General features: G+C 69.6%; 21 protein-coding genes and 1 pseudogene. 9 read left to right on the forward strand and 13 right to left on the reverse strand.

The window, feature by feature from the left end; all coding sequences use genetic code 11:
• Nucleotides 1–4 precede the first annotated feature (4 nt).
• Nucleotides 5–322: a hypothetical protein gene (locus tag QHF84_RS44880; RefSeq protein ID WP_281319766.1), complete on the reverse strand. Its 318-nt coding sequence runs from the start codon at nucleotides 320–322 to the stop codon at nucleotides 5–7.
• On the opposite strand from QHF84_RS44880, the gene QHF84_RS44885 reads away from it, so the two are divergent.
• The gene (locus QHF84_RS44885; protein WP_281319767.1) at nucleotides 321–980 is read left to right on the forward strand and encodes a hypothetical protein; all 660 of its coding nucleotides are present in this window, start codon (nucleotides 321–323) and stop codon (nucleotides 978–980) included. The two genes, QHF84_RS44880 and QHF84_RS44885, sit on opposite strands and share 2 nt — an antisense overlap.
• Before the next feature lie 6 nt (nucleotides 981–986).
• Here the strand turns inward: QHF84_RS44885 and nth are convergent, their stop codons facing one another.
• Together nth and QHF84_RS44895 are read right to left on the reverse strand one after the other, a co-directional pair.
• On the reverse strand, nucleotides 987–1,772 hold the full coding sequence (nth, locus tag QHF84_RS44890) for an endonuclease III (RefSeq protein WP_281319768.1): 786 nt from the start codon (nucleotides 1,770–1,772) through the stop codon (nucleotides 987–989).
• A gap of 91 nt (nucleotides 1,773–1,863) precedes the next feature.
• Nucleotides 1,864–5,817, reverse strand: a complete 3,954-nt coding sequence (locus tag QHF84_RS44895) for a serine/threonine-protein kinase (RefSeq protein ID WP_281319769.1) — start codon at nucleotides 5,815–5,817, stop codon at nucleotides 1,864–1,866.
• Nucleotides 5,818–6,257: 440 nt separating this feature from the next.
• Between QHF84_RS44895 and QHF84_RS44900 the strand changes: the two genes are divergently transcribed.
• From QHF84_RS44900 to QHF84_RS44910, 3 genes are all read left to right on the forward strand, one after another.
• Nucleotides 6,258–7,406 carry an iron-containing redox enzyme family protein gene (locus QHF84_RS44900; protein ID WP_281319770.1) on the forward strand — a complete coding sequence of 383 codons (1,149 nt, stop codon included), beginning with the start codon at nucleotides 6,258–6,260 and terminating at the stop codon, nucleotides 7,404–7,406.
• 153 nt (nucleotides 7,407–7,559) lie between these two features.
• Nucleotides 7,560–8,153: a glutathione S-transferase family protein gene (locus QHF84_RS44905; RefSeq protein WP_281319771.1), complete on the forward strand. Its 594-nt coding sequence runs from the start codon at nucleotides 7,560–7,562 to the stop codon at nucleotides 8,151–8,153.
• A 52-nt stretch (nucleotides 8,154–8,205) separates the two neighbouring features.
• A complete protein-coding gene (locus QHF84_RS44910) occupies nucleotides 8,206–11,673 on the forward strand; it encodes an AAA family ATPase (RefSeq protein WP_281319772.1) in 3,468 nt (1,155 codons plus the stop codon).
• A gap of 9 nt (nucleotides 11,674–11,682) precedes the next feature.
• Here the strand turns inward: QHF84_RS44910 and QHF84_RS44915 are convergent, their stop codons facing one another.
• Nucleotides 11,683–12,492, reverse strand: a complete 810-nt coding sequence (locus QHF84_RS44915; RefSeq protein WP_281319773.1) for a TetR/AcrR family transcriptional regulator — start codon at nucleotides 12,490–12,492, stop codon at nucleotides 11,683–11,685.
• Nucleotides 12,493–12,573: 81 nt separating this feature from the next.
• On the opposite strand from QHF84_RS44915, the gene QHF84_RS44920 reads away from it, so the two are divergent.
• Nucleotides 12,574–12,969 carry a VOC family protein gene (locus QHF84_RS44920; RefSeq protein ID WP_281319774.1) on the forward strand — a complete coding sequence of 132 codons (396 nt, stop codon included), beginning with the start codon at nucleotides 12,574–12,576 and terminating at the stop codon, nucleotides 12,967–12,969.
• 6 nt (nucleotides 12,970–12,975) lie between these two features.
• On the opposite strand, the gene QHF84_RS44925 is transcribed toward QHF84_RS44920, so the two are convergent.
• A complete protein-coding gene (locus QHF84_RS44925) occupies nucleotides 12,976–13,542 on the reverse strand; it encodes a hypothetical protein (RefSeq protein ID WP_281319775.1) in 567 nt (188 codons plus the stop codon).
• Between the two features lie 39 nt (nucleotides 13,543–13,581).
• Nucleotides 13,582–14,448, reverse strand: a complete 867-nt coding sequence (locus QHF84_RS44930) for a LysR family transcriptional regulator (protein ID WP_281319776.1) — start codon at nucleotides 14,446–14,448, stop codon at nucleotides 13,582–13,584.
• Nucleotides 14,449–14,523: 75 nt separating this feature from the next.
• On the opposite strand from QHF84_RS44930, the gene QHF84_RS44935 reads away from it, so the two are divergent.
• Nucleotides 14,524–15,126 (forward strand): RNA 2'-phosphotransferase, encoded by a 603-nt coding sequence (locus tag QHF84_RS44935; protein WP_281319777.1) that lies wholly within the window; start codon nucleotides 14,524–14,526, stop codon nucleotides 15,124–15,126.
• A gap of 23 nt (nucleotides 15,127–15,149) precedes the next feature.
• Here QHF84_RS44935 and QHF84_RS44940 read toward each other — a convergent pair whose 3' ends face one another.
• From QHF84_RS44940 to QHF84_RS44955, 4 genes are all read right to left on the reverse strand, one after another.
• Nucleotides 15,150–16,307, reverse strand: coding sequence for a multiheme c-type cytochrome (locus QHF84_RS44940; RefSeq protein WP_281319778.1), 1,158 nt, complete (start codon nucleotides 16,305–16,307; stop codon nucleotides 15,150–15,152).
• A 59-nt stretch (nucleotides 16,308–16,366) separates the two neighbouring features.
• Nucleotides 16,367–16,774, reverse strand: coding sequence for a hypothetical protein (locus tag QHF84_RS44945; protein ID WP_281319779.1), 408 nt, complete (start codon nucleotides 16,772–16,774; stop codon nucleotides 16,367–16,369).
• Between the two features lie 69 nt (nucleotides 16,775–16,843).
• Entirely contained in the window at nucleotides 16,844–17,971 is a 1,128-nt protein-coding gene (locus tag QHF84_RS44950; RefSeq protein ID WP_281319780.1) for an RtcB family protein, read from the reverse strand.
• Nucleotides 17,968–18,351, reverse strand: a complete 384-nt coding sequence (locus QHF84_RS44955; RefSeq protein ID WP_281319781.1) for a ribosome-binding factor A — start codon at nucleotides 18,349–18,351, stop codon at nucleotides 17,968–17,970. Before QHF84_RS44955 ends, QHF84_RS44950 begins: the two co-directional genes overlap by 4 nt.
• A 259-nt stretch (nucleotides 18,352–18,610) precedes the next feature.
• Here QHF84_RS44955 and QHF84_RS44960 point away from each other — a divergent pair, with 259 nt between their 5' ends.
• Nucleotides 18,611–19,009: a hypothetical protein gene (locus tag QHF84_RS44960; RefSeq protein ID WP_281319782.1), complete on the forward strand. Its 399-nt coding sequence runs from the start codon at nucleotides 18,611–18,613 to the stop codon at nucleotides 19,007–19,009.
• A gap of 271 nt (nucleotides 19,010–19,280) precedes the next feature.
• Here QHF84_RS44960 and QHF84_RS44965 read toward each other — a convergent pair whose 3' ends face one another.
• On the reverse strand, nucleotides 19,281–20,552 hold the full coding sequence (locus tag QHF84_RS44965) for an efflux RND transporter periplasmic adaptor subunit (protein ID WP_281319783.1): 1,272 nt from the start codon (nucleotides 20,550–20,552) through the stop codon (nucleotides 19,281–19,283).
• Nucleotides 20,549–23,719 (reverse strand): efflux RND transporter permease subunit, encoded by a 3,171-nt coding sequence (locus QHF84_RS44970; RefSeq protein ID WP_281319784.1) that lies wholly within the window; start codon nucleotides 23,717–23,719, stop codon nucleotides 20,549–20,551. The genes QHF84_RS44965 and QHF84_RS44970 overlap by 4 nt, the downstream gene beginning before the upstream one ends.
• Before the next feature lie 126 nt (nucleotides 23,720–23,845).
• Between QHF84_RS44970 and QHF84_RS44975 the strand changes: the two genes are divergently transcribed.
• Nucleotides 23,846–24,739 carry a LysR family transcriptional regulator gene (locus QHF84_RS44975; protein ID WP_281319785.1) on the forward strand — a complete coding sequence of 298 codons (894 nt, stop codon included), beginning with the start codon at nucleotides 23,846–23,848 and terminating at the stop codon, nucleotides 24,737–24,739.
• On the opposite strand, the gene QHF84_RS44980 is transcribed toward QHF84_RS44975, so the two are convergent.
• Nucleotides 24,736–26,283 carry an alkaline phosphatase D family protein gene (locus tag QHF84_RS44980; RefSeq protein WP_281319786.1) on the reverse strand — a complete coding sequence of 516 codons (1,548 nt, stop codon included), beginning with the start codon at nucleotides 26,281–26,283 and terminating at the stop codon, nucleotides 24,736–24,738. The genes QHF84_RS44975 and QHF84_RS44980 overlap by 4 nt on opposite strands.
• A gap of 125 nt (nucleotides 26,284–26,408) precedes the next feature.
• Between QHF84_RS44980 and QHF84_RS44985 the strand changes: the two are divergent.
• A pseudogene (locus QHF84_RS44985) lies at nucleotides 26,409–26,626 on the forward strand (hypothetical protein); the annotation flags it as partial.

Below are 26,626 nucleotides of genomic sequence, written 5' to 3' on the forward strand. Positions count from 1 at the left end.
GACGTCACCCGTCCTTTCCCGTTCCCGCGGTTTGCCTGCGCTTGTGAAACCAGAGCGCCACGAGCCACGCGACCACGAAAGGGAGGAGCAGAAGAGCAAGGTGGGCCCACGTATTCGGATCTTCCCGGATGGATGCGCGTGCCCGCCGCGCGAGCGGGCAATCCGGACACCCGAGCGCGACGGCAGGAGAGAGCCCGAGCAGACAAGCGAGCACGAAGGCCACGGTCGCTGGCATGCGCGCCGAGGCTGCAACGGCAGTGCCCGCCGCTCCGCTGCCGGGAACGAGCACCGAGCGCACGAGCTCGTGTAGAATCGCCCCCATGCTTTTTCCCATCCATCGTGCTTTTCTCCTCGTCCTCCCCGTCCTCGTCGCTTGCAGCGGGAAGGTCGACGTCGATCAAACCTCGACAGGGACCGGCGGCACCGGCGGTCAGGGTGGCACCGGCGGCTCCGATTCCGCGTGTCCCGCCGAGCCGCCCGTCGACGGCGCGCCTTGCGACATGCCGCCGGACGAGCCGTGCTCGTACGGCGAATGCTGCCCGCGTATCTTCACGTGCGAAGCGGGGAGCTGGGTCGAGACCCTCGCCGGGTGCGCGCCGCCGCCGGCGTGCCCCCAGTCTCCGCCCCTCGACGGCACGGCCTGCGTCGGCGGTCCGTGCGGACAAACGTCGCCGTGCACCTATGCCTGCGAGCAGGGCGGCGCGTCGTTCACCGTGACGTGCGGCGACGACAATCGATGGCACAGCGACATGCCGGCGCTGTGCAATGGCGCGATCACCTGCGGCGACAAGATCCAGTGCCTCGAGGGGTATGTCTGCGTCGTGAAGCAGGCCTTCGGGGCCGAGTACGAATGCGTACTCGATCCTTGCGTTCCGGATCCGCTCTCGTGCGCCTGCGCGGAGTCTGTCTGCGGGGACGGGTTCGCCTGCATCCAGGCCTCGGACAAGAACGTCCTCTGCGAGTGCCCGGCTTGCAAGTGAAGGGGGTCAAGGCTCGGGTTCGCCCTGGGCCGCGACCCGTGCCGCTTCGAGCGCGGCGCGCGCGTCGATCGTGCCCTCGGGGGCGGCGCGCTTGCTCGGGCAAAGCTCGTTCAGCGGGCAATGCCGACAATCCGGCGCCCGCGCCGTGCAGACGTAACGCCCGTGGAGCTGCAGGCGCAGGCCCACGTCGATCCATTCGTTCGTCGGGAACGACCGGCAGAGATCGATTTCCACCGCCGCCGGATCTTCCTCCTCCGTGAGCCCGAGCCGGCGCGAGACCCGCGCCGTGTGCCGATCGACAGCCATGCCCTCCGCGATGCGGTAAGCATTCGCGAGCACGACGTTCGCTGTTTTTCGCGCCACGCCGGGCAGCGTGACCAGCGCTTCGAGCGTGCGCGGGACCTCGCCGCCGAAGTCCTCGGCGATCTTGCGGCTCGCCTCGCGGATCGCGCGGGCCTTGTTCCGGAAAAAACCGGTCTCGTGGACGAGCCGCTCGACCTCGTCCTGCGGCGCCGCGCCGAGCGCGGCGGGCGTGGGGTACGACTGAAAAAGGGCCGGCGTGACGAGGTTGATCTTCCGGTCCGTGCTCTGCGCCGCGAGGATCGTGGCGACGAGGAGCTCCCAGGGATTGCGAAAATCGAGCTCGAGCCGCGGCGCGGGGATCGCCCGGGCGAGCCGCGCGTGAATCTCGGCGGCCCGCTGCCGGAGCGACGACGAGACAACCCCCGACGGCGGCGGCCCCTCCGGCTCCGCCGCGCCCTTTTGCACTCCGACGCGCCTGGGTTTGCCCACGCCGGCCCGTGATGCAATCGATGGGCCTCGCGCCGCGCGCGAGCGACCTCGGACGCCGGTCGCACGGCTCGGCCAGGTCGCCGCGCGGAGCTTAGCCTTCGAACCATTCCCGTTCGAGCTCCCGGAGCCGCACGTGCTCGGGGAGATCGCGGTGAAGCGCCCGCATCGCCGGGTCCTCGATTCTTTCGAGCCGCCATTCGAGCCTGCGAATCGCCTCCACGAGCGCCTCCCGGGCGGCCTTCATGTCCCCGGTCGCGGCGCGCGCCTCGGTGATCGCGAGGCGCAGCGGAATCTCCGCATACCCCGCGGTGCCGCCTTGCGCTTGCATCCGGCGCACGACGTCTTCGGCGACGCGACGCGCTTCTTCCGGGCGCCCTTCGCGGAGCAAGGCCACGATCAACGTCCTCTCGATTTGCGGCCGCCAGCAATGGACGTATTGCAGGATCGCGAGGGCTTTCTCGGCCGCCTCCCGCGCCTCCGCGACGCGGCCCTCGGCCAGGAACACACGCGCGAGCGCGCCGTACGCGACGCCGATGGTGTCCTCCATCGCGCCTTGCTCGATGAGGAGCCTCGCGAGGCCCGTGATCTCCTCCCGCCGCTCGGGCGCGCAGCGCTCCGCGAGGACGAGCATGTGATAAAAACGGGCCGTGGATACGAGGAATGCGTCATTGCCCTGAAGGACGCCGTCCAGGCATTCGCGGGTCATGCGCGCCGCCGCGTCCTCGTCCCCGAGCGCCGCGCGCGTCGCGGCCAAGAGGAGCGTGGCCATGCAACTCATGCGCGAGGAGCCAGCGCTCGTGAACGCGTCGATGCTCTCACGGCCGAACTCGTGGGCCGCGAAGAGATCTCCCTCGACCAGGGCCTCGAAGCACGCCCGCGTATGGAGCATACTTGCCCAGATGAGCAGCTCGTGCCGGGGCAGGCGCGGGGCGAGCGCGTCTTGCCTCGCGAGCAGCCCGAGGACGTGCTCGCGCGCCGCGACCAGCGTGAGCATGCCCGCCGCCCGCGCGACGGCCAAGAGGCACGAGGCGAGCGCGTCCGGCGCAGGATCGACGTTCATGATGACGGAAACGAGCGCGTCGACCTCGCCCTTCATGCTCAGGTTCACCGCGATCAGCAAAAACCACGTGGCGGCCTCGTTCCAGGCCACGCTCCCCCGGGGCAGGATGGCCATGGCTTCCCTGCCTGCCTCGATGCCCGTTTGCCAGTCGAGACGCCAGACACAAGCCTCGAGCTTGAGCGCGAGGAGCTTGCCCCTGAGCTCGCCCGAGGCGCCGCACTGAAGGCCACACTCCGCGCGCGTCCACATCCCGTCGATATCGTCCTGATGATACGATTGCCGCGCCGCGCCGAGATAATGGCCCGCGGCCCGCGCGAGATCTCCGCCCGCGCGTGCGTGCTCGGCGAGCACCATGGGATCCGTCTCGCCCACCTGCTCCAGGTACGCGCACGAGAGCCGATGTCCGAGCATGCGATCCGCTTCGGTCAAGAGCCCGTACGCGGCGTCGCGCAGGAGCGCGTGGCGGAACTGATACTCGGTTTCACCCGTAAAACGGCTTTGCGCGCGACGCTGGAGGATCTCGGCCTGGACCAGCTCTTCGAGCCGCTCGTCCGTCGACGACGTGTCGCGTGCTCGCCCGAGGAGCGCGTGCACCCCACCACGCCAGAAGGTCCGTCCGAAAATGCTCGCCGCGGAGAGCACACGCCGGCTCGCCGGATCGAGACAAGAGAGCCTCGCCTGGAGCATCGCCAGCACCGTGTCGGGCTGTCCTTCCGCTTTGCCCTCGGCGGCTGCGCGGATGAGCTCCTCCAGGAACAACGCATTGCCCGCGGCTTGCTCCACCACACGCTTGACCGAGGCCGCGGGCACCTCGGGGCCGAGCACGGCGGTGACGAGCTCGCCGGCGGCGCTGTCGTGTAGCCCCCCGAGCCGGACGCGATGGACGATGCGCCCTTGCCATAACTTCGGGAACACCTCGACGAGCTCGGGGCGGGCGAGGGCCAGCACGAAAAAAGGCAACTCCCGCCGCTCCACGAGGGCGGCGTCGACGAGCTTCACCGTCGCCGGATCACCCCAATGGAGATCTTCGAGGACGAGGAGGACCGGGTGTTCGGCGCATTCGGCGGTGAGGAGATCCAGAAAGGCCCGCTGGATCTGCTCGTTCATGATCTTGGGATCCCGGAACGCCGCGCGGAGCAGGGAGGAGGGCTCTTCCACCGCGACGCCGCACATCGTCGCCAAAAACTCGCTGACCCGCCTTTGCTCCGCGGGCGCGACGTGACGCCCGACGCGCTGCCGGATCTTTTCTTCTTTTCGCGCCGGTGGATCCCCGGCCTCGACCTCGCATAGCCGACGCAAGGCCTCACCGAGCACGCCATAAGGCGACCCCGCGCTGAGCGGCGCGCCGCTCCCGAAAAGCACGAGCATTCCCAGGCGCGCGCGCAGCCGCCGCAAGAGCTCGTGCCGCAGGCGGGATTTTCCCGTGCCGGGCGGCGCCACCACGAGCGCCCCCGCCGGCTCAGCCTGCTCGATCGATCCTTCGATCGCCGCGACGAGCAGGGCGAGCTCCCGCTCGCGCCCGACACATGGAGTCGGGCGGCCGAGCAAGAGGCGCGTCTCGTCCACTTCGAGCGCGCGCTCCTCGCGCAGGACCGGCGTGTGCCCGGAGAACGGGATCACGAATCGAGGCTCGAGCAGCTTGGCGGAGAGGTCGTCCAGAAAAATGCCCGAGGGCACCATCTCCAGGGCCATCGTGGGGCTTTCGCCAGGCGCTATCTGCGAAAAGGCGCGCTCGATCGCCTCGCCGACGAGGACTCTTTCTTTCAGCACCCCGCGGCCCGTGGTCAGGGCGATGCGGGCCGTGGGCCACGACGCTTGCACGGCGAGCGCGCACCGCGCGGCCTGCGTGGCCTGATCCACGGCGCTCTGCGCGGGCGTGACGACGACGACGAGGGCGCCGCTCGCCAGCCATTCGACGCGACCGCCCAGGCGGACGAGGCGCGCACGCAGGGCTTCCCGGAGCGAGATTCGCGCGGCCCGCCCGGAGGCGCTGTCTCCCGCGGCGAAAGGCGGCTCCTCGCCCGGAATGGCGACGACGACGGAGAGCAATTGCAGCGCGTCGCCGCTGAGCGCCGCGGCGGGGGTGAGATCGGCGCGCCCTGCTTTCTCGGCGACGTCGTCCGCGAGGCGCGCGGCAATGGCGGCGAGCTCGTCGTGGAGGGCCGCGGCGTCGGCAGGTCGCCGCGACGGATCCTTTTCGAGCATGCGCGCGACGAGCGCGGAGAGCGCCCGGGGCGTGCCGGGCCGGAGCACCTCGACGCTGGGCACCTCCTCGAAGAGGATCTTGGCGAGCATCACGAGCGCGCTTGGCGCGAAAAACGGGGGTTTTCCGGTCAAACCGTGGAACGCGACGCAGCCGAGGGCGAAGACGTCCGCGCTCGGCCGGAGCTCCTCCTCGCCGCGCGCCTGTTCGGGGGCCATGTAGCCGGGCGTCCCGAGCAGGGCGCCGGGGCGCGTGAGGGCCGTGGCGGAGAGCGCGTTCCGCGCAATGCCGAAATCGAGCAGCGTGGCGCGATCGACGCGCCCGTCCCGCAAGAAGAGGTTGCTCGGCTTGATGTCGCGATGGAGGATTCCCTTCGCGTGGGCGGCGGCGAGCGCGTCCGCGAGCGTGAGGAGCATGGTCACGCAATCACGCACGTCGAGCGGCCCCTCGGCGAGGCGCTTGCCGAGATCGTGGCCGGAGAGCCATTCGAGGGCGAGATACGGCCGGCCGTCCTCGGCCTCGCCGTGCGCGAGGTACGACACGATTCCTGGATGCCCGAGCCGGGACAGGAGCCGAGCCTCCCGATCGAAGCGCGCAGTCTGCTCGAAGCCGACGTCGGCCGGGTGCAGGAGCTTGAGCGCGACGAAGGCGCCGGTGCGGAGGTCTTTGGCCCGAAAGACTTCTCCCATCCCGCCCGTCCCGGCGAGCTCTTCGAGGCGGAAGCGACCCGCGACGACCGTCCCCGGGCCGGGGCGCGCGCCCGGCCGCCCGGGCCCTTTCATTGGCGGAGACATGGATGGATCTCGTCATTTGGAGAAAGAGAGTTCACGATGGATCCCGATCCCCCAGCAATGTGCTCATTAGCGCAGCGCACGCCATGCCGTCAGCGACTTTCCATGCTCCGAGCGCATTTTTTCAGGGACCCGGGAGTCATATTTCTGACGGATTCGTCCATTGGAATCGCAAATCGTGGACGAATGGTTCTCGTTGCCACGAGGCGAAGGCGCCGTACGAGGCATGTCTTGTGATGCGATCGATGGGTTCGCTGCGCGCGTGTTCGATCATGCGCCGGACGCTCCGTGCGCGCGGCCTGACATTTCAATGAACGCCGCCGTCGACGACGCACGAATGCGTCGTTGACCCTCCATCGAAGCCGTGTATTCCTACTCGTGGTAGCTTTTGCCGATCACATCGGAAGCTGGAAAGAGCGGGGAGCGACGTCATGCCCATTCTTCTTCACCGCGTTTCCGACATCACGCTTTCGGAGATCACCGCCGGTGCCTCGGTCCTCGACGGCGCCGAGGCGCTGAGCCGCGTCTACGATTTCCACAAGCACCCGTATTTTTCGTGGATGCGAGCGCCCGCGACGAGGCTCGAGGAGTTTCGGCGGAGCCAGGCGCCTTATTTGCACTTCGTTGAACATTTTTCACGTGCGTTGACGGCGGTGCTCGCGCGCGTGCCTGCGATCGATCGGCGCCTCTCCACCGTGTATGAAAACGTGGCCGAGGAGCACGGGCACGGGACGCTCGAAAGCACGCATCGCGGCACGTTCGCGGAGTACCTGCGCGCCATCGGTCTCGGTGAGGCGGATGCGGCGCGGGAGTGCCCGATCCGCGTCGCCGTCGCCTACCAGTCCCTGCTCGATTTCTGCCTCGTGAACCCCGCCGAGATGGGCGCCGCGGCCACGGGGATCGTCGAGTATACGCACATCAAGATATCGACGATGCTTGCCCAGACCATCCACGAGCGCTTCTGGGGCGATCTCGACGCCCAGCGCCATTATCGCCTGCACGCGGAGATCGACGCCGATCACGCCGTCTCCCTGTTCGCGCTTTGCGAGGAGGGCTGGAAACATCCGGCGTCGGCGCGCCGCATTGCGTATGCGATGGCCTACGGGGTCCACGTATGGTGGTCCTTGTTCGACGCGATGTGCCCCGCCGAAATCCTCGTCCCCTCCGCGACGGACGGCATTCGCCCGCTGATCGACGGATCTCCGGCCCGCGAGCCGCTCGTCGCGCAAGCCTCGGGCCGAAGGCCGTGTGATCTGCCCGCGCGCATGCGGCATGAAGGCGGTGCGTGGCAAACGGGGCGGGCGACGTCGCTCGGGCCTTACGGGCTCGTCCTCGCCGGCCTTCGGCCGCCGCCGCTCGACGCCGCGATCGAGGTATCGATCGACGGGCTTTTCAGCGCTCCGCTCCCGATCCCCGGCCGCGTGCGCTCCCCCGCGGGCGAGCATGGCGGGTTCTGCGTCGAATTCGTGCTCGACAACGAGTCGCAACGTGCCGAGGTGCGAAACGCCGTGCGCGCGCGTCTCGTCTCCGATCGTACAATGATGCACGGCAGCAGCGACGACACGCTCCACGTAGTTTGACTGCGCCCGCACGTCGGCGCAATACTCCGGCGCGCGCCGTGAGCGCACCTCCCTTGCCCGACGCCCGCTGTTTCACGGGGGGACGCGGGTGAACGCGCGGCTTTTCGTGACGTCACGGAAAGATTCGCGGAGACTGGAAAGATACCGACCGCTATGAAGCTTTATTCGCATCCGCTGTCCGGGAATAGCCACAAGGTGCGCCTCCTGCTCTCGATGTTGCGCCTCGAGCACGAGGAGATCGTGGTGGACCTCCTGAAAGGCGAGCACAAAACCCCCTCGTTTCTCGCGATGAACCCGCTCGGTCAGGTCCCGGTGCTCGTCGACGGCGACGAGACGCTGCGGGATTCGCAGGCCATCCTGGTGTACCTCGCGCGCAAGTACGGGGGCGAGGCGTGGTTGCCCTCGGATCCGGCCGGGATGGCCCGCGTCGTGCAGTGGCTCTCGTTCGCCGCGAACGAGGTCCATCACGGCCCGTTCCTCGCGCGGCTGCATTTCCTCCTCGGCGTTCAGCTCGATCTCGGTCTCGCGCAGGACCGGAGCCGCGCGGCCCTCGACGTGCTCGACGCCCACCTCGCCAAACGCTCCTGGCTCGAACACGATCGGCCGACCATCGCCGACATCGCCGTCTTCCCGTACGTCGGCCTCGTCCGGGAGGGCAAGGTCCAGCTCGACGATTACCGCAACGTCATCGCCTGGATCGAACGTATTCGCGCCTTGCCCGGATACGTCCCAATGCAGGGGCTTTGATTTCGTTCGACGTGCGCGGGGCGAAACTCGTGGGGGGAGCAGTGAGCGACGCGTGAGGTTCCAGCTACCCGACAAACGGTACGGGCGCGAAGCCGAAGTGTGGGCCTTGCTCCGGGCCTTCGAGCGCGCCGCGACCGGGGCGAGCGAAATCGTGCTCGTCTCGGGCTGGGCGGGCGCGGGGAAATCGACGCTCGTCGAGGAGCTCGGCGCCTCGCTCGCCGCCCGCCGCGGTCACCTCGTCGCCGGCAAATTCGATCAATACAACCGCACCGTCCCCTTCGCCACGCTCCTGCGCGCGCTCGACGACCTGGCGCAGCGCGTGCTCGGCGACGGGGAGGGGGACGATACGGCCGAATGGCAAGAGCGCCTGTACGAGGCGCTCGGCGAGGGCACGGCCGTGCTCGTCGAGACGCTTCCGAGCGCGCGATCGATGATCGCGGCGCCGTCGTCGCGGTCGCCGGCGACGACGTCGTCCTCGGCGAGCGCGGCGGAATCGCAGGCCCGGCTGGAACACGCGCTCCTGCGCTTTCTTTCCGTATTCGCGCGGCCCGAGCACCCGCTCGTCCTCTTCCTCGACGATCTGCAATGGGCCGATGACGCCTCGCTCCGCTTCCTCCTGGCCGTCGCCGGTGATCCCAGCATTCGAAACACCCTGCTGATCGGGGCGTACCGCGATCAGGAAGTGGGCCCGGAGCACCCGGTCACCGCGGCGAAGGTCGCGCTCCGGCAGCGCGGCGCGCGCCTCGAAGAAATAGACCTCCCGCCGCTCGGGCCCGAGCACCTGGAAGTGATGATCGCCGACACGCTCGGCGCTCCCGTGGAGCCCGAAATCCAGGCGCTCGCAGCCGAGGTGCACCGGCGCACCCGCGGAAACCCGTTTTTCGTGCGGGAGTTTCTCAGGTTCCTCGTGCAGGAGGGGTTCATCGCGGAGGGCGCGGCGCCCGGGGCGTTCGCCTGGGATCTCGCGCAGATCCGGACGGCCCCGCTCCCCGAGGACGAGGTCGCCCTGATCGTCCGGGAAATGCGCAAGCTCCCGGCCGAGACGCAGGCCACGCTGCAGATCGCCGCGTGCATCGGCGCGACCTTCGACGTGCACGATCTCGCGGCGGCGCGTGGCACCACGGCGGCAGACGCCCTCGCGGCCCTCGCGCAGGCGAAGGGGAAGGAGCTCCTCATGCCCGTCGATCCGCGCAGGCGGATCGACGCCGCGGACGGCGCGCCGATCCCGTTCCGTTTCCTTCACGATCGCGTCCGGCAAGCCGCCTACGAGCTCATCGGCGAGGACGATCTGCCGCGGATCCGGCTCCTCGTGGGTCGGCGTCTTTATGCCGACGCGCGCGTCCGCGGCGTCATCGACGAAAAACTCTTTGAATTCGTCGAGCACCTGAATGCCGGCGCCTCGCTGATCACCGGCGCGGCCGAGCGGGACGAGCTCGCCCGGCTCGACCTCGCGGCCGGCGCGCGGGCCAAGGCGCGGACGGCGTACGACGCGGCGGCGCGGTATTATGCCGCGGGCGCGGCGCTCGCGCTCTCCGGCAGCGATCCGACGCTCCTCTTCGCGCTCCACCTCGGCCGGGCCGAATGCGTGTATCTGCGCGGCCAGCTCGACGAGGCCGAGGCGCTCCTCGTCGCCTTGCCGGTCCCGCCGCGAACGAGCACCGAAAAGGCCGCCGTGTGCCGCGTCCGCATGGCCGTCCGCACGACGCGCGGGCGTGCGGCCTCTGCCATCGAAGTGGGCCTCGACGCGCTCGCAGAGCTCGGCCTCGACATCCCGCGGGACGAGGCGACGGCCAAGTGCCTCGCGGAGAAGGAGCACGCCCGGGTGCGCGAGCGGCTCGCGGCGCGCGCTCTCTCCGAGCTTTCCGAGGGCGCGCCGCTCGAAGACCCGGACAAACGGGCCAAGCTCGAGATCCTCACGAATTTGCTCGCGCCGGCGAACCTGGTGCGGCCCGCGCTCTTCAGCCTCTGCGCGGCGATCCAGGCGAACATCTCGCTCGAACACGGGCACGCGGACGAATCCATTTATGGGTACATGCTCTACGGCATGCACCTCGCCACGTCGCTCGGCCGTTATGCCGAGGCGGGGGCGTTCGGCAAGCTCGCGCTCCGGCTCGACGAGCGGCGCGGCAATGCGGGCGAGCCTTGTCGATTGAATTTCGTGTACGGCTCGTACGCCCATTTCCTCGAGCCCATCCCCGACGTGCTCGGCTATCTCCGAAAAGCCTACCGCACGGGGCTCGCGACCGGCGATTACATTTATCTCTCGTATGCGTGCAGCCACATCGTGCTCCTGCGTCTCGCGCTCGGTGATCCCCTGAAGGAAGTCGACGAGGAAGCCGAGCGGCTGCTTGCTTTGATGGAGCGGACGAAGGTCGCCTCGTCGATCGCGGTCCAGACGCTGGTGCGGCGGATCATCGCGGCGCTCGCGGGGCGCACGATCGACGTGCGTTCGCTCTCCGGGGACGGCTTCGACGAGGACACGTTCGTCGCATCGCTCCGCGAGCGGGGCGTGCATTTCGCGCTCTCGTGGTATCGGGCGGCGCGCATCACGCTGGCCTTCCTGAACGGCGACGACGAGGACGTGCTCGTGATCGCCGGCGAAGGCGGGGAGGGGGCGTGGTTTTACTTCGCGACCGGCGCTGTGTACCTGACCTGCCTCGCGGCCGCCCGCCTCTGCGCCGAGGGGGCGAACCCCGCCGAGGAGCCTTACGTCACGTTCGAGCGAAACGCCGAGCGTATCGCCAGCTGGGCGCGCGCCTGTCCCGCGAACTTCGCTCACGAGGAGCTCCTCCTCGCCGCCGAGCGCGCGCGCATCGCGGGGGATCACGCCGCGGCGGGCCCGCTCTACGAGCACGCGATCGAGGCGGCCGAAGCGGCGCGGCTCACGCCCCACGTCGCGATCGCCTGCGAGAGGGCCGCGGCGTTTTTCCGCGACCGGGGCGATGATTCACGCGCGCGGAGCCATGTGCACGGCGCGCTCGACGCGTATGCGCGCTGGGGCGCGGACGCGCTCGGCGAACGTGTGCGCCAGGAGCACGCGGATCTGCTGCTCCACGAGGTGATCACGGAGAGCGAGGCCGAGACGCGCGGGCGGCCGGTCGTGGTCGTGCCGTTTGCGCTCGGCGCGCTCGTCGCCGAGGTGGTGCTGGCGGTGGCGCCGGCCTTCGAGCGGACGCGCGACGCGCTGCAAGTCGAGCAACCCGAGGAGCTCGGGTTCATGGAGAGCGACGAATCGAAGGTGCGATGGCTCCTGCTCCGCGTCTTCGGTGGCCGGGCGTTGCGACCGCGTCCCGGGAGCGTCGCGTTCCGGGTCTACCAGGGCCGCGAGGGGCGCCTCGGCGATGTGCCGTGGGTGGGGTTCGAGGTGACGGACACGGACGACACGGTGGATGTCGTATCAATGGAGGACGTGGCCTCGGTTTGTCGTCAGCTCGGCGGATATCTCGCGGTGGAGCGTGGGGACTTCGGCGCTCGCTGCACGGTCGTGATCCCGATGTTCCCCATGGGCCCCGACGGCTGACGCGCGACTTCAAGCCTTTGGCTTGCGCTCGACGAGCCGATCGAGCCCGTCGAGCACGCGGTCCATGCCAAACCGATACGCCGCATCCGCTTGATAAGCCCCGCCCTGGGCCGCGCCCGCGGCCTCGCCGATGCGGGTTGCCCGAGGAAACGTCTTGGGATCGACGACCCGGCCGAGCACCTCCGCCTGCGCCTCCCACCACGCCGCGTCGGTCATCGCCGTGGCTTCGGGGAGCGCCGCCGCCTCGGCTGCGCTGCGCGCGTTCGCCTGCACGAAGCCGAGGACGAACGTGAGCGCCGCGTCGACGTCGACGTCCGACAAACCCAGGCCGTCGAACGCCGAGAGCTCGTACTCGTACTTCGTGATCACGCCGGGGCCGAGGGGCGGGCGGCTCGTGGATGCGTGGATCAGCCATGGATGCGCGGCGTAGAGCGCGCGGTTCTGGTCCGCCACGGCCTTCACGCGCTCGCGCCATCGGAGCCCGCCCCACGCCGGCCGATCGGCGCGCAGGTACACCGCGTCGATCATCAGCTCGATCAGCTCGGTTTTTCCCCCCGGCACATACGTGTACACGGACATCGGGGACGCGCCGACGGCCTGCGCCACCGAGCGCACCGTGACCGCGTCGAGCCCTTGTTCGTCGGCGATCGTGATGGCCGCCTCGACGACCCGGTCCACGGTGAGCGACGGCCGCGGCCCCCGCGTTCGCGAGGGCTCCAAGCTATGCCGCCACAGAAGCGAGAGCGTGCGCGCGGGATCCGGGGTCGCGGGTTTGTTCGGCGGCATGAAATCGGTCTCCAGCCCCCTTGACCAGAACACCGTACTACGTACACTGTACAATGTACGTAGTTGATGGTCCACCTTCACGCGGGGCTTTCCCCAGGATCGAGGAACACACGCATGCAAGCAACCACCGCGGCGGCGATTTCGCTCAACGTCAGGGATGTCGAGGCTTCGCGCGACTTCTTCGCGCGGCACATGGGGTTTGCCCCGGCGATGGCGGCGGACGGCTTCGTGTCGATGACCCGCGAGGGCGTCGGGTACAACCTCATCTTCCTGCGCCAAGGGCTCGCCTCGCTGCAGCCGGAGACGCTCAAGCACGCGCACGCCGGCGGCTTGATCCTGGCGTTCGTCGTGCCCGACGTGGACGCCGAGGAGGCGCGGCTCTGCGCCGAGGGCGTGCCCATCACGACGCCGCTCCAGACCGAGCCGTGGGGCGAGCGCTTCTTCCAGGTCACGGATCCGAACGGGATTCTCGTGCAGTTCGTCCAGTGGATGACGCCGCCCGAGGCGTAGCCGCCCTCAAGGCGAGACGGTCACCACGATTCGCGACGAGAGCCCGCCGAACCGCGCGAGGACCTGGCCCTCGCCCTCGTCGAAGGCCACGGCATACCCCGCGTTCTCCGGCGCGCACGCCGTCTCCGTGCCCGTGCACGCGGGCGGGCGGCGCGGACCGAGCGCGCCCGTGAACGACCACGCGATGGGCGCCCGGCCGAGCGAGAGGCGTGTTCCCGCGTCGTCGAAGGCCAAAAGCTCCATCACGAGCAAATCACCACGCTTGGCGGCCTGCGTCGTGTCGACGCGGACGCGGCTCGGGCGGCGCACGTCGAGCACGACGACGCCCTGCTCGCAGGGGATTTGCACGCGGCCGGGATCGACGGCCTCGTAGGTCTGTCCCGCGGGGTCGAAACGGATCGGCGCGCTCGGCCGGGCCTCGGCGATGCGGCAAGCGCCGCGGGCCTTGGGCATGTCGTCCCGCGCGCCCACGGCCACGAGATACACGGTCTCCGGCGGCTTCGCGCAGCCCGCGAGCGCGCCGAGCATCGTCGCGAGGAGGGCGGCGCAAAAGAGCGGTTCGGCGCGGGGCATGCGGGCGCGCGCGAGTATCGCTCGATCGGGGCCACGTGATCAACGCCGCGCCGCGGCGAGCAAGCGCCGCCAGACGCGCTCGGTGCCGCCTTCGAGCGGCGCGTCGGCGAGGCGGATCGCGGCGTAGGTTTGGTTTGGCAAACCGGCGATCGGACGGCCCACGAGGCCGGGCGGGAGGCGGCAAAAATCGTTGACGATCGCGAGCCCCGCCCCGAGCCGCGCGAGCCGCAACGTGAGCGGCCAGCCGCGCACCTCGACGGCGACGTCCCAGCGCACGCCTGCCGCCCGCAGCGATTCTTCGAGCACCACGCGTTGCGGCTGGCCCTCGGGCGGCACGACGAGCGCGGCGCCTTCGAGATCGGCGAACTCCACGCGCTCTTTCCCGGCGAGCGCGTGACCCTCGGGCACCACGAGCATTTGCCCGACGGTCGCGAGCGGCTCCACGACGAGCCGTGGCAGCCGCGTCTCCAGCGGGAGCACGCCCACGTGCGCCTCGCCCGTGCGCACGGCCGCGAGCGTGCCCGCCGCGTCCCGCACGAGCAGCGAGAGCGGCGTCCGCGCGTCACGCACGGAGCGCTGCACGGCTTCGCCGATGAGGTAGAGATACGCCCCTTCGCCCGCGGAGAGAACCACGCGCGTCCGCGGGCGACCGGCACGCAGGCCTTCGACGAACTCGGCCTGCTGCGCCAGCGTCCTCCGCGCATACGCCGCGACCCGCTCGCCGCCGTCGGTGAGCACGAGCGCGCGGCCGACACGTCGGTAGAGCGGCGCGCCGACGACCTCCGCGAGCTTCTGCACCTGCGCGTGCAGCGCGGGTTGCGAGAGGCCGAGGGCGCGGGCGGCATGCGTAAAATTCTTGTGTTCGGCGAAGGCGGCGAAGGCGCGCAGCCAGGAGGTCTCGAGCATGACTATCTGCGGGGATGATAGCTCATCCAAAAAGACGACTTCCGCCGATGGCAGGGACCGCTACCCTCGGGCCTCATGAACACCGTAGAGCTTAGCAAAACCCTCTCTTGGCTCCTCCGCCACGGGGCGCGCGAGGCCGGCGTATCGATGGATGCGGCTGGCTGGGTGCCCGTGCCCGAGGTGCTTCGTTACCTCCGCATCAGCCGCGCGGCCCTCGAAGAGGTCGTCGCGACGAACAACAAGAGCCGCCTCACGCTCGAAGGCGACCGCGTGCGCGCCTGCCAGGGCCATTCGACCGAGAACATGCCCGTCACGGTCGAGGCCCTGGAAGCGTCGTGGCAGCCCTACACGGACGGCGGGAGCCTCTGGCACGGGACCACGGTCGAGGCGACGGCCCCGATCGCGCGGGAAGGCCTCTACCCGCAGAAGCGCACCCACGTGCACCTGGCCCCGAGCCTCGAAAGCAAGGTCGGCAAGCGCTCGGCGACGCCGGTCATGCTGGAGATCTCGACCGAGCGATTGCGCGACGCGGGGCTCGGCGTGTGGGAGGCGCAAAACGGCGTCGTGCTCGTGCGCCACGTTCCGGTGTCGTGCATCGTGGACCTCGCCTGCACGACGCGCGCGGCGAAGCAGGCCGAGGCGTCGCTTCGAGCGCGGTTCGGCTTCCGCCGGTCGTGATCACGTCAATGGGCGTCGGGGAATCATTTGACGTCCCACGGAACCTCTCCCGAATGAAGCAAAACCTCGGACTCGATCTTGGCTTCCGCCGGGTCCGTCCCGTGTCCGACCGTGGCGACACGCTGATAACGCACCCACCAGGAGATGGTCCCGCGCTCGGCCGAACCGGGGGGAGGCGTGATGTTCAAATCGACGACCTTGGGATCGGCGCCCACGCGGTCGTCGCGGGCGAGGTGCCGGCCCGGTTGTCCCGGGATGATTTGAAAATGCCGCGCGAGGTGGCGGACGTCGCGCCGGAGGACGGCCCCGCGCTCGTTTTTGACCTCGCAGCCGACTTCGAGGCGGCGGAACAGATCACCCGTCGGGAAATCGTGCCCCGGCGCGGGCTGGACGAGCGTGACGCGGAGAATGCCGTCCTCGGCGCGTTCGGCCGTGGCCTGGAGGTTCTTTCGTAACCAGGCAGGATCACGGACCTCGGCGAAGGCGTGCGAGCGGCGGCCCTCGACGAGCGGCATGTGGCAATCGGCGCAAGCCTTTCCGGCCGCGGGCGAGCGCAGGTGTTCGCGGGCCGTGGTCTGCATGAATTGCCCGTCGTCGTTGCCGAAGCCCATCGGGAAACGGAATTCGTGGCAGCCGGAGCAGCCGCCCGTTTGGCTGAAGGCAATCGAGCGGCGAAGCGGGTGCGGCGCGCGGGGGGCGTCGTCGCCGGGGGAGGCCGCCGCGGCAAGGACGAGTCCTTCTTCGGTGACGTGGCAGCTCACGCAGCCGACGCCGAGCTCGCTGACGGCCTTGGGCGGATCGGTCCGGGGATCGGCTTCCGGGGCGTGGCAGCCGCGGCAGAAGGGCGAGGGCTCGATGGCGAACGCTTTGCGATACGCCGGATTGAGGTTCGATTGCTGGTGGTGCGAGCCGGCCCATTGCTTGGCCTCGTCGGCGTGGCAAGCGACGCACGTCGCATTGAGCGCCACGGCCGCGTCGAGCCGCTTGCGATAAGGGCGAGGCATGGGGACGGCCGGCGCGGAAGGCGTGTCCGCCGCGGGCGTGACGTCCGCCGGGGCAGGCTCGGACGAGGGGATGGCCGGAAGCGCCGGCGCCGATGTCGCTTGCCCGTCCGTGAGGACGTCCTCGCGGATGCATCCGGCGAGGAGGCAAATGGATATCAGCAGGGAAGAGCGCAGCATGGGACGGTCGAGGCCGCCTCATGACGTATCACCTTTCCCGCGCTCCGGGAACCACTCGGTCAAGCGCGGCGGCGCGGCGGGATCGGGTACAGGGAGGGGAGGTCTTCATTCCGCACGAAGCCGAGCGCCTCGCGGTGGACGCGGAGCTCCCAGAGGGCTTGCTCGGCCCGCGTGCGCCCCTCGTTGAAGGCAGCGACGCGGGCGCGAATCTCGACCTGGTTCCGCTCGGCCCCGGCAGCCACGAGCTCGTCGATGGCGAGGCCGAGGACCTCGAGCTCGAGCAGGGCCGCATTGACCTTGTCCTCGGAGCGGCCGAGCGAGGAGGCCATCTCGCGGAGGATCTCGGCGGCGAGGTCGCTCCCGCCGAGGTGGGTCGGCAGGCGATCACGCAGGCGGTCGAGGTACGGGCTCTCGTGGCCCTTCCGCTTGAGCTGCTCGACGAGCTTTTTCCAGGCGGGCTCGGACATGGCGGAGGACGCAATCTAGCGCGGAAGGGGCCGCGCCGCTCGCCGGTCGGCGCGGCCCCCGGGCTTTGCTCACGCGGCCTTGTACACGAGCACCGGCCGGAGCCTTCGCACGATGCGCACGAGCTGCCGCTGCGCGCGCATCACCGCGCCGATGTCCTTGTACGCGCTCGGCGCCTCCTCGCGGAGCCGTTCGGCGATGCGGTGGTCGAACCACACGCCCTCGGCTTCGCGCAGGAGCTGCCGCTGCCCGATGCGCCTGCGCGCTTCGGACCGCGAGAGCGCGCGGCCGGCCCCGTGCGCCGACGAGTCGAGCGCCTCGGGGTGGCCGCGGCCTTCGACGTGGAAGCTCTCGCTGCCCATCGAGCCGGGCACCACGCCGGGCTCGCCCGCACGAAGCCCCATGGCGCCTTTGCGGTGGACCCAGAGCTCGCGCCCGCCGTGGGATTCGCGTCGTACGTGGTTGTGGTCGATCTCCAGGCGTGAGCCCGCATCGGCAGAGGCGCCGAAAAGCTCGCCGAAGAGATCGATCGCGGCGTCGAGCATGCGCGCCCGGCTCGCCCGCGCATACCGCGCGGCCCATTCCGCGGCGTCGAGATAAGCACGCCCGGCCTCGCTGTCCGCTTCGAGAAACGCGAGACCCGATGGATCCCGCTCGGCGCGGCCCTCGAAATGGTGCCGGATGGCCGGCCCCATCGCGCGTGATCCCGAATGCACGAGAAGCCACAACCATTCTTCGTCGTCGCGTTGCACCTCCAAAAAATGGTTTCCCCGGCCGAGCGTGCCGAACTCCATCCGGCCCTCGCGCCGCTTCATCGCTTCGAGCGCGCCGCCTCCGATCGGCGCGTCTCGCAGCTCGTCCGGCAGCTCCGGCGCCGCGGCGGCCGGGTGCAGGACGTGCGGAATGCGCTGGTAAAACCCCGCGAGCACCCGCGCCGCCCGTTCGCGATCGGCGAGCAGGTCTGCGCTCGCCTGGAGACGCACGGCCACCATTCCACAGCCGATGTCGCCCCCGACCGCGGCGGGCAAGATCCGCCGCGTCGTGGCCGTCACTGTGCCCACGCAGACCTCCTCGGCGACGTGCGCGTCCGGCATGACCGCGACGTGCACGACATCCGAGGTGCGCGTGAGCCGCCCGAGCGCCGCCCGAAGCTCGGCGCTCGCTCCCTCGGGAAGGAATGTCGCGACGTGCGTGGTCACGATTCTCCTCCCGTCTCGGGCGGCAATACGCGGAAGGTCAACGTCGGCACGCGTTTCCGCGTGATCGCGCTCGCCACCTCCGCCCTTAGATACCCGCCCACTTTTTCGAGCCGCGCCGCCACGTCTTCCGGCGACACGCCCCGCGGCGCCTGCACGATCACCGCGAGCCTGCCTGCGTCGGGCGCCGGCTCCACGTCGGCCACCCACACCTCGAGGAGGACGTCGTCCTCCATTCCGGCGAGCGCTTCGCTCACCGCTTCTTGCACCTGCCGGCAGAGCTGGCGCTCCTTGCGCTCGACCTTCCGGTCCTCCGCCGTTCCGAAAAAAGAATCCGCATCCCGAGCGGAGCCAGCGCGGCCCCGCGAACGATCTCTCGTCATTCCATGCTCCGACTGCGTGACGAACCCGTGCCTGCCGCGTGTCCTCGCGGCGCGCTTCGTTCGGTCCGGGGTAGGAGCCTCGCCGGCGTCAGCGAGACGTCGGGGCGAGGCTCATCGTCGCAATCGGTCGCATGACGGGCCTCCTTCGGGAGGACAAGAATGCCCGACCGCCAAAGGACTTGCAAGCGGATCGGCGCTTGCAGGCGGGACGCACGCGGGGGGCGGCAGGGTCGCCGTCCGATAACGACGGAGGCAAATCATGACGCGTGCGTGGAAGCTCGGGGCCGCTTCGCTCGGCATCTGGATGGGTTTGAGCGGCGCGGCCCAGGCGCAAAACGGAGCCGGCAGCGGCGCGGGGCAAACCGGCGGCGCAGGGCAGGTGCAGGACGATATCGACAACCAGGGGACGCAACGCGGCCAGCAGCCCGGGACACGGACGCCGAACGTCTGCCCGCCCGGCGTGGACCAGAGCACGGGCGAGGGGTTGGCTTGTCCGCCGGAGGGCCTGCCGGGGACGCCGTCTGGACCGGGTGCGACACCTCCGCAGACGGACACACAACCGCCGAGCACGGCGACGCAGCCCCCGCGCCCGAAGACGCAGCCCCCGCGCTCGAAGACGCAGCCCCCGAGCACGAAGACGCAGCCCCCGGCCCGATGACGCATCCCCCGGGGCCGGGCACACAACCCCCGGGGGGATCGACGAAAAGGTGCGGGGGATCGACCGGCGGGAGCGGGGGATCGACGAAAAGGTGCGGGGATCGACGGAAAGGTGCGGGGGATCGACCGTCGGGAGCGGGGGATCGACGAAAAGGTGCGGGGGATCGACGAAAAGGTGCGGGGGATCGACCGGCGGGAGCGGGGGATCGACCGGCGGAGCCACCGGCGGGCAAACGGCGAGCCCGCCCGGGGGTCGTTGAACGGGCAGTTCGCTACTTCGGAGGGGGCGCGGGGAGCAAAATTTCGACCGTCGTCCCCTCGACGAGCTGTACGTTCGCGAGCTTCACGACGCGCTCGCTCCCTTCGAGGCCGGTCGAGACGAGGATGGTCGGGCCCGTGTCGCGCTCGACCGTGATGGGCACGAAGCGGATCTTGTTCTCCGCGTCCACGACCGCCACGCGAAGGCCCTTCGCGTCGTTGTAGAGCGCGGTCGCGGGCACCTCGAGCACCCGATGCGGCAAGGGCAAGGTGAGCGAGACCTCGGCATACATGCCCGAAAGGAGCTTGTTGTCGGGGTTCGGCACGCGCACCTCGGTGTTCATCGTGCGCGTGGCCGCGTCGAGCGCGCCCGAGGTGCGCGCGACCGTGCCCTCGAAGTTCTGCCCCGCGAACTCCCGCACCGCGACCCTCGCCTTCGCGCCCACCTTCACGCCCGGCGCGATGTCCTGCGGGATGCCGACGAAGACCCGCACGGGGTCGGTCGCGGCGATCCGGAAGAGCGGCGTGCCGTTGCCCGCCGAGACGAGCGCGCCCCGCTCGATCGAGCGGGAGACGATCGTGCCCGCGAACGGGGCGATGATCTTGGCGAACGCCTTCAGATCACGGATGCGCTGGATGTTCGCCGAAGCGGACGTGATCGAGGCTTGCGCCACGGTCACGCTCGCCGCGTCGACGCGCGCTTGCCCCTGCCGCTGCTCGAGGTCCTCCTGCGAGGCCACGCCCGCGGGCACGAGCTTCTCGTACCGCGCGAGGTTCGACTTCGACAGATCGCGGCTCGCCTCGGCCCGGAGCAGCGCGGCCTTGGCCTGCGTGACCTCGGCGCTCGCCTGCATGAGCTCGCGATCGAGCTCGGGCGTGTCGATCTCGGCGAGGACCTGCCCCTCCTCGACCTTGTCGCCGATGTCGACGTTCCACTTGCGCACGTAGCCGCTCACGCGCGGGTAGACGACCGTCTCTTCGAGCGGCCGGATGCTGCCCGGCAGCACGAGCGAGCGGTCACTCGACGTCACCTTCGGCGCCACGACCTCCACGCGCGGCGCCGTGGTCTCGGCCGCCTTCACGCCCGCTTCGAGCGCCGCGCGGGCGCTCCGGCGGGGCAGGTAGGTCACGGCGAAGACGCCGCCGAGCACGAGGACGAGCGCCGTACAAGCGGCGAACACCTGCGTCCGGGACAGCGCCGCGGGCTGCGGCAGATCAAAGCCGAGGTCGTCGGCCTTCGGGGTCGACGCGGGATCTTGGATCGGATGCGACTCGTTGGGGCTCATAGCGACTCCGTCAGCGGATCCGTCGTGGGCGCCTTTTTGCGGAGGATGCTGTACATGACGGGCACGAAGAAGAGCGTGGTCACCGTCGCGAGGAGGAGGCCGCCGATGACCGCGCGGCCGAGGGGCGCGTTTTGCTCGCCGCCCTCGCCGAGGCCCGTCGACATGGGGAGCATGCCGATGATCATGGCGAACGCGGTCATGAGCACGGGCCGAAGGCGCGTCATGCCCGCGGCGAGGGCCGCGGTCGTCGCGTCGCGGCCGAGCTTTCGTTGATCGTTGGCGAAGGTCACGACGAGGATCGAGTTCGCCGTGGCCACGCCGACGCACATGATCGATCCCATGAGCGCGGGCACGCTCAGCGTGGTGCGCGTGAGGAAGAGCATCCACGCGATCCCCGCGATGGCGCCCGGAAGGGCCATCAGGATGACGAAGGGATCGAGCCACGACTGGAAGTTCACGACCATGAGCAGGTACACGAGCACGATCGCGAACAAGAGGCCGTAGCCGAGGCCGCGGAACGAGGAGTCCATGCTCTCGACCTGGCCCGTCACGGTCACCTTCGTCCCACGCGGGAGCTCGGCCTGCATGCCGTCGACGAGCTTCGAGACGGCGCTCGCGACGGAGCCGAGGTCGGTGCCTTCGACGTTCGCCTGGACGTCGTAGGTCCGCGCCACGTTGTAGTGCGTGACGTTCACGGGACCGGTGTCGCGCTGGACCTGCGCGACGTTCGAGAGGAGCTGGGGCCTGCCATCGCCGGTCGAGAGCGGGGTCGCGTTGAGGGCGTCGACCGATCCCACCGCGTACTGGGGCGTCTGCACGGCGACGAGGTACTGCACGCCGCGTTTGTCGAGCCAGTAGCTCGGCGAGACCTGCCCGCTCGACGAGAGCGAGACGAGGATGTCACTGGCAACGTCACGTTGCGTAAGGCCCATCTGGTCGGCCATCGTGCGATCGACCTCGATGCGGAGCTGCGGCCTTCGCAAGACCTGCGCGAGGTGGACGTCGACCGCGCCCGGGATCTGCTTCATGCGCGCGATGAGGTTCTCCGCCACGCCGTACGTCTCCGCTTCCTTGCCGATCGGCCCCACGACGCGGACGTTGATGGGGGCGGGGAGGCCGAAGTTCAGGACCTGCGTCGTGATGTCGGGCGGGAGGAAGAAGAAGGTCGTGTCCGGGTAGGCCGCGTTGAGCTTTTCGCGGATCTTCTGGACGTACCCCTCGGTCGGCGCGTGGCCCTTCTTCAGAGAGATCAGGATCTGCCCGTCGGCCGAGGAGATGAGCGCGCCCTCGCTCAGCGAGAGGTTGATGCCGCTCGCCGGGATGCCGATGTTGTCGATCATCGTCTCGATCTCGCGCGAGGGGATCACCTCGCGGATCGTGTCCTCGATGCGCGCGAAGCGATGTTCGCTCTCCTCGAGCCGCGTGCCCGGCGCGCCGCGGACGTGGAGCTTGATGAGCCCCGCGTCGACGCGCGGGAAGAAGTCGCGGCCGAGGAGCGGGAAGAGCGAGACGGACGCGGCGACGAAGACGAGGAAGCCGCCCACGAACGCGACGCGATGCGCGAGCGCCCACGCGAGGAGTTTTCCGTATGCGGTGCGCAGCCGGTCGAAGGCGTGGTTGAACCGCACGAACATGCGTCCGAACACGCTCTTCGGCGCCTCGTGGTGCCCCGACGTGTGCTCCTCGGCCTCGCGCGCGAGCAGGAGGCGGACGAGCGTGGGCACGAGCGTCCGGGAGAGGACGTACGACATGAGCATCGCGAAGACGACGGCCAGCGCGAGCGGGATGAAGAGCGACTTCGCCGCGCCCGTGATGAACGCGACCGGCACGAACACGATGCAGATGCACAGCGTCGAGACGAGCGCCGGGACCGCGATCTCCTGGGCGCCGTCGACGATCGCGCGGATGAACGTCTTCTTCTGGCCGAGGTTTCGGTGGATGTTCTCGATCGCGACCGTGGCGTCGTCGACGAGGATGCCGACGGCGAGGGCCATGCCGCCGAGCGTCATCGTGTTCAGCGTGTGGCCGAGGGCGTTCAGGATGATGATCGAGACCAGGATCGAGAGCGGGATCGAGACCACGACGATGAGCGTGCTCCTCCAGCTCCCGAGGAAGAGCAGGATCATGAGCGCCGTCAGCACCGCGGCGATGAGCGCCTCGTGCACGACGCCCTCGACGGCCGCGCGCACGAAGAGCGACTGATCGAAGAGGAGCGTGGCCCGGAGGTCCTTGGGCAGCTTCTCCATCGTCCCCGGCAGCATGTCGCGGATGCGCGCGGCGACGTCGAGCGTGCTCGCGTTGCCACCCTTCAGCATGGTCATGAGCACGCTGCGCTGGCCGCCGACGTGCACCATGCTCTGCTGCGGCGCGTTGCCGTCGCGGATGTTCGCGACGTCCCGCACGTAGATCGTCTTGCCGTCGACGGTCTTGAGCGGCAGGTTGCCGAGCTCCTCGAGTGCGGCGGGGCTCGAGTTCATGATGACGGGGTACTCGTTCTCCCCCATCTTCGCCGAGCCCGCCGGCAGGATGACGTTCTGCAGCCCGATCGCCGCGTTCACGTCACGCGGCGACAGGCCCCACGCGTAGAGGCGCGCCGGATCGATGTCGACCATGATCTGGCGCTGCTTGCCGCCGTAAGGCCAGGGGATCTGCACGCCCTTGATCGTGGCGATGTCGGCGCGGATGAAGTTCACGCCGTAGTCGAAGAGCTGCTGCTCGCTCAGCGATTCGCTCTCGAGCGCCGCCTGCATGATCGGCACGTTGGAGGCGCTGTAGCGGATGACGAGCGGCGGCGTCATGCCCGGCGGCATCTGGCGGATCGCGACCTGCGAGGCCGCGGTGATCTGCGCCGTCGCGGCCTCGACGCTCGCGCCGGGCTGGAGGTAAACTTTTACGATCGCGATGCCCGTGAGCGATTGGCTCTCGACGTGCTCGATGTCGTTGACGATGGTGGTGAGGAAACGCTCGTAGTTGTTGACGACCCGCTTCTCCATCTCCTCCGGCGGAAGGCCGCCGTAGTTGAAGATCACGGAGATCACGGGGATGTCGATCTCCGGAAAGATGTCGGTCGGCATCCGGAGGATGGTGAACACCCCCGTGAGGACGATCAGCATCGACATCACGATGAAGGTGTATGGGCGCTTGAGCGCAGTGACGACGAGCCACATGTGCCACTCCCTGCGGCCCTCGAGGCATGCCCGGAAAAACGGGACGAGCCGAGGGCACGGGAAGCTTCCTGGGGTCGGTCGCTACCGTCCAATGCATTCCGGGGCATCGTCTGATACCCTGTGGGTATGGAACTGCGCCACCTGCGCTACTTCTTGACCGTCGCCGAGGAGAAACACTTCGGCCGCGCCGCGCGGCGGCTGCGCATGACGCAGCCCCCGCTGAGCCGTCAGATCCAGGAGCTCGAGGCCGAGCTCGGGTTCGAGCTCTTCGATCGCGCGCGGAGGCAGGTGGAGCTGACGCCCGCGGGCGTGGTGTTCCTCGGCCGGATTCGCGGCGTCCTCGATGGGCTCGATCAGGCCGTGCACGAGGCGCGGCGCGCGAGCGTCGGGGAGATCGGGCGGGTGGCGGTGGGCTACATCTCGTCGCTGGCATACAGCGGCATCACCGACCTTTTGCGCGCCTTTCACGAGCAGTTCCCGAAGGTCGAAATCGCGCTTCGCGAGATGTCGCCGCAGGCGCAGCTCGATGCGATCAAGGAAGGCTGGATCGACGTGGGCCTCGTGCGTGGATTGGTCGACGACGCGTCGCTCGCCTCGGCGTGCGTGGCGCGGGATCCGCTGGTCGTGGTGCTGCCGGCCGGACACCGGCTCGCCGAGCAGAAACGGATTCCGCTCAAGCTGCTCGCGGGCGAGCCCTTCGTCATTTTCCCGCGGCAACGCGGGCCCTCGTTTTTTGATCAGATCATGGCGCTCTGCCGCACCGCGGGCTTCACCCCGCGGATCGTGCAGGAGGCGCCGCAGCTCGACATCCTGAGCCTCGTCGCCGCGGGGTTCGGCGTCGCGATCATGCCCGGATCGATCCGCCGCGCCGGCCGCAAAGGCCTCGCCATCCGGCCCATCGTGGGCGCGCCGCGCGCGACCTTGTACATCGTTTGGCGCGCCGACGACACGGCCCCGGCGCTGCGGGAGTTCATCGGCTTCGTACGAAGCACGTTCGTGAAAAAGAAGAAGGCCGATTAACGGCGGACGGCGAGCGTCGGGAGCGCGATGGGCTGATCGAAGAGGACGCGGCCTTGCTCGTCCTTGCAAACGAGCAAGACCTCCGAGCCCTCGCGATCGAGGTCGACGTCGATGAGGCCGTAATTGTTGCGATCGACGACCTCGGCGACGAGGTATCGATCCTTGCCGGCGATCGATTCCATCCACGGATCGTTCGCGAGCGGGCTCGTGGTGAGCTCCCACCATTCGGGGCCGCGGCGGCCGTGCAAGTCGCGGCCCTCCTGGTGGAAGAGGTTCGCCATGTGCAGGTCGCCGCTGACGAAGACCACGCCGCGGATGTCGCGCGCCTCGATCTCGCCGAGCAATCCTTCGAGCTCCTGGGGAGCGTCGCGCCGGAAGCATTCCCAGCCCTTCGCGACGGCCGCGTCGGCGAGGACCTGCGTGGGCGAGGCGATGATCTTGACGGGCGCGGTGCTCTTGGCGAGGGATTCGACGAGCCAGACGAGCTGCGCCTCGCCGAGCAGGGTATGCGCGGGCTGATTGCGGTACCAGCGGCTGTCGAGGAGGAAGAGCTCGGCCGGGCCCATTCGAACCGAGGAGAAGACGCCGGCGGCGCCATTCGTGCCGAAGCGGGCATTCGCCCAGGAGCGGCGGAAGGCGCGCAGCGCCATGTCCTTGCCGGAGAAACGATTGTCGGCGTCGTTGGGCCCGAAATCGTGATCGTCCCAGACGCCGACGGTGGGCAGGGCCGAGACGAGGCGCCGGAACGAGGGATTGTTGCGGGCGCGGAGCTGGGCGAGCATCATGGTGTGCTCGCTCTGCCAGTCGAACTGATAATAATAGGTGTTGTCCCCGATCATCGCGAGGCAGGCCGGCGCGTCGCGCTCGATGGCGTCGAGGATCGGCAGCTCCTGATGATGGTAGAAGCAGAGGCACGAGCCGAATGCGATGCGCACGGCGCGCGCGTCGGGGGCAGGGGCGAGGGGGAGGGGCCGCGCGGGGGTTTTTCCGTGCGTGCTTTCGAGCCAATACGTGTAGGGGACGCCGGGGCGTAGATCCTCGACCTGAAAGACCGTGCAGAGCCACTCGTTCCACGCGGGCGTGCGGACGATGCGACGGACCTCGCCGCCCTCCGTCGCGACCACGAGCGTGACGGGAGAGGTGCAGCGGGCCTGCGTCCAGATGTACGCGCCCTGCGTGGAGACCTCGCCGATCATCGGGCCGGCGAGGAGCGGGCCTTCGGTATGGCTGTTCCAGCCGCCGGGAAAACCGCCCCGATCCGCGGGCGCGAGCTCGAGCCGCACGCCGTTCCAGGGGCCGTTGCCGCCGCCCTCCCAGGTGCCGCGGAAACCATTGGCGCCGCGCTCGAATTCGAACACGAACGTCCCTTCGCTCGCATTCCCTTTCTGCACCCACGTGCCGCGGATCGTATTGCCCGTGAGTGTGCCCGTGACGGAGCCGTCCTGATGGGTGTATTTGCCGGTCACCTTGTCGCCGCGCGCTTCGAGCCGCAGCGTGCCGAACGTGGTGACATAGGAGCCCGTAATCGGAAGCGGTGAATCCATAGGCGGTAAGCCCTCCCCGACGGAGGAGTCTACCACCTCCCCGCGCGCCGGGCAGCATGTTCCCGTCGCCCGCCGCGGGCTCGGAGCGCGTGCATTTCCGCGCCCCTCTCCCATGCTTGGCACCCATGCCGAACATAACTTTCTCCCGACGCACGTCGCCTCTCGCGCTCCTCGCCGCGCTCGCCCTCGCGGCCTGCGGCGGTTCCCCGACCCCGGACCTCGCCTCCACGCCGCCGCCTCCGCCGCCCGCGGCGACGCCCGCGCCTCCGCCCGCCCCGCCGGTCACGGCTGTGCCCACCGCCTCGGCCTCGGCCGCCGCCCCCGCGCCGCCGGCCCCGCCTCC

This window comes from Polyangium sp. y55x31, assembly GCF_029946505.1.
GTDB lineage: Bacteria > Myxococcota_A > Polyangia > Polyangiales > Polyangiaceae > Polyangium.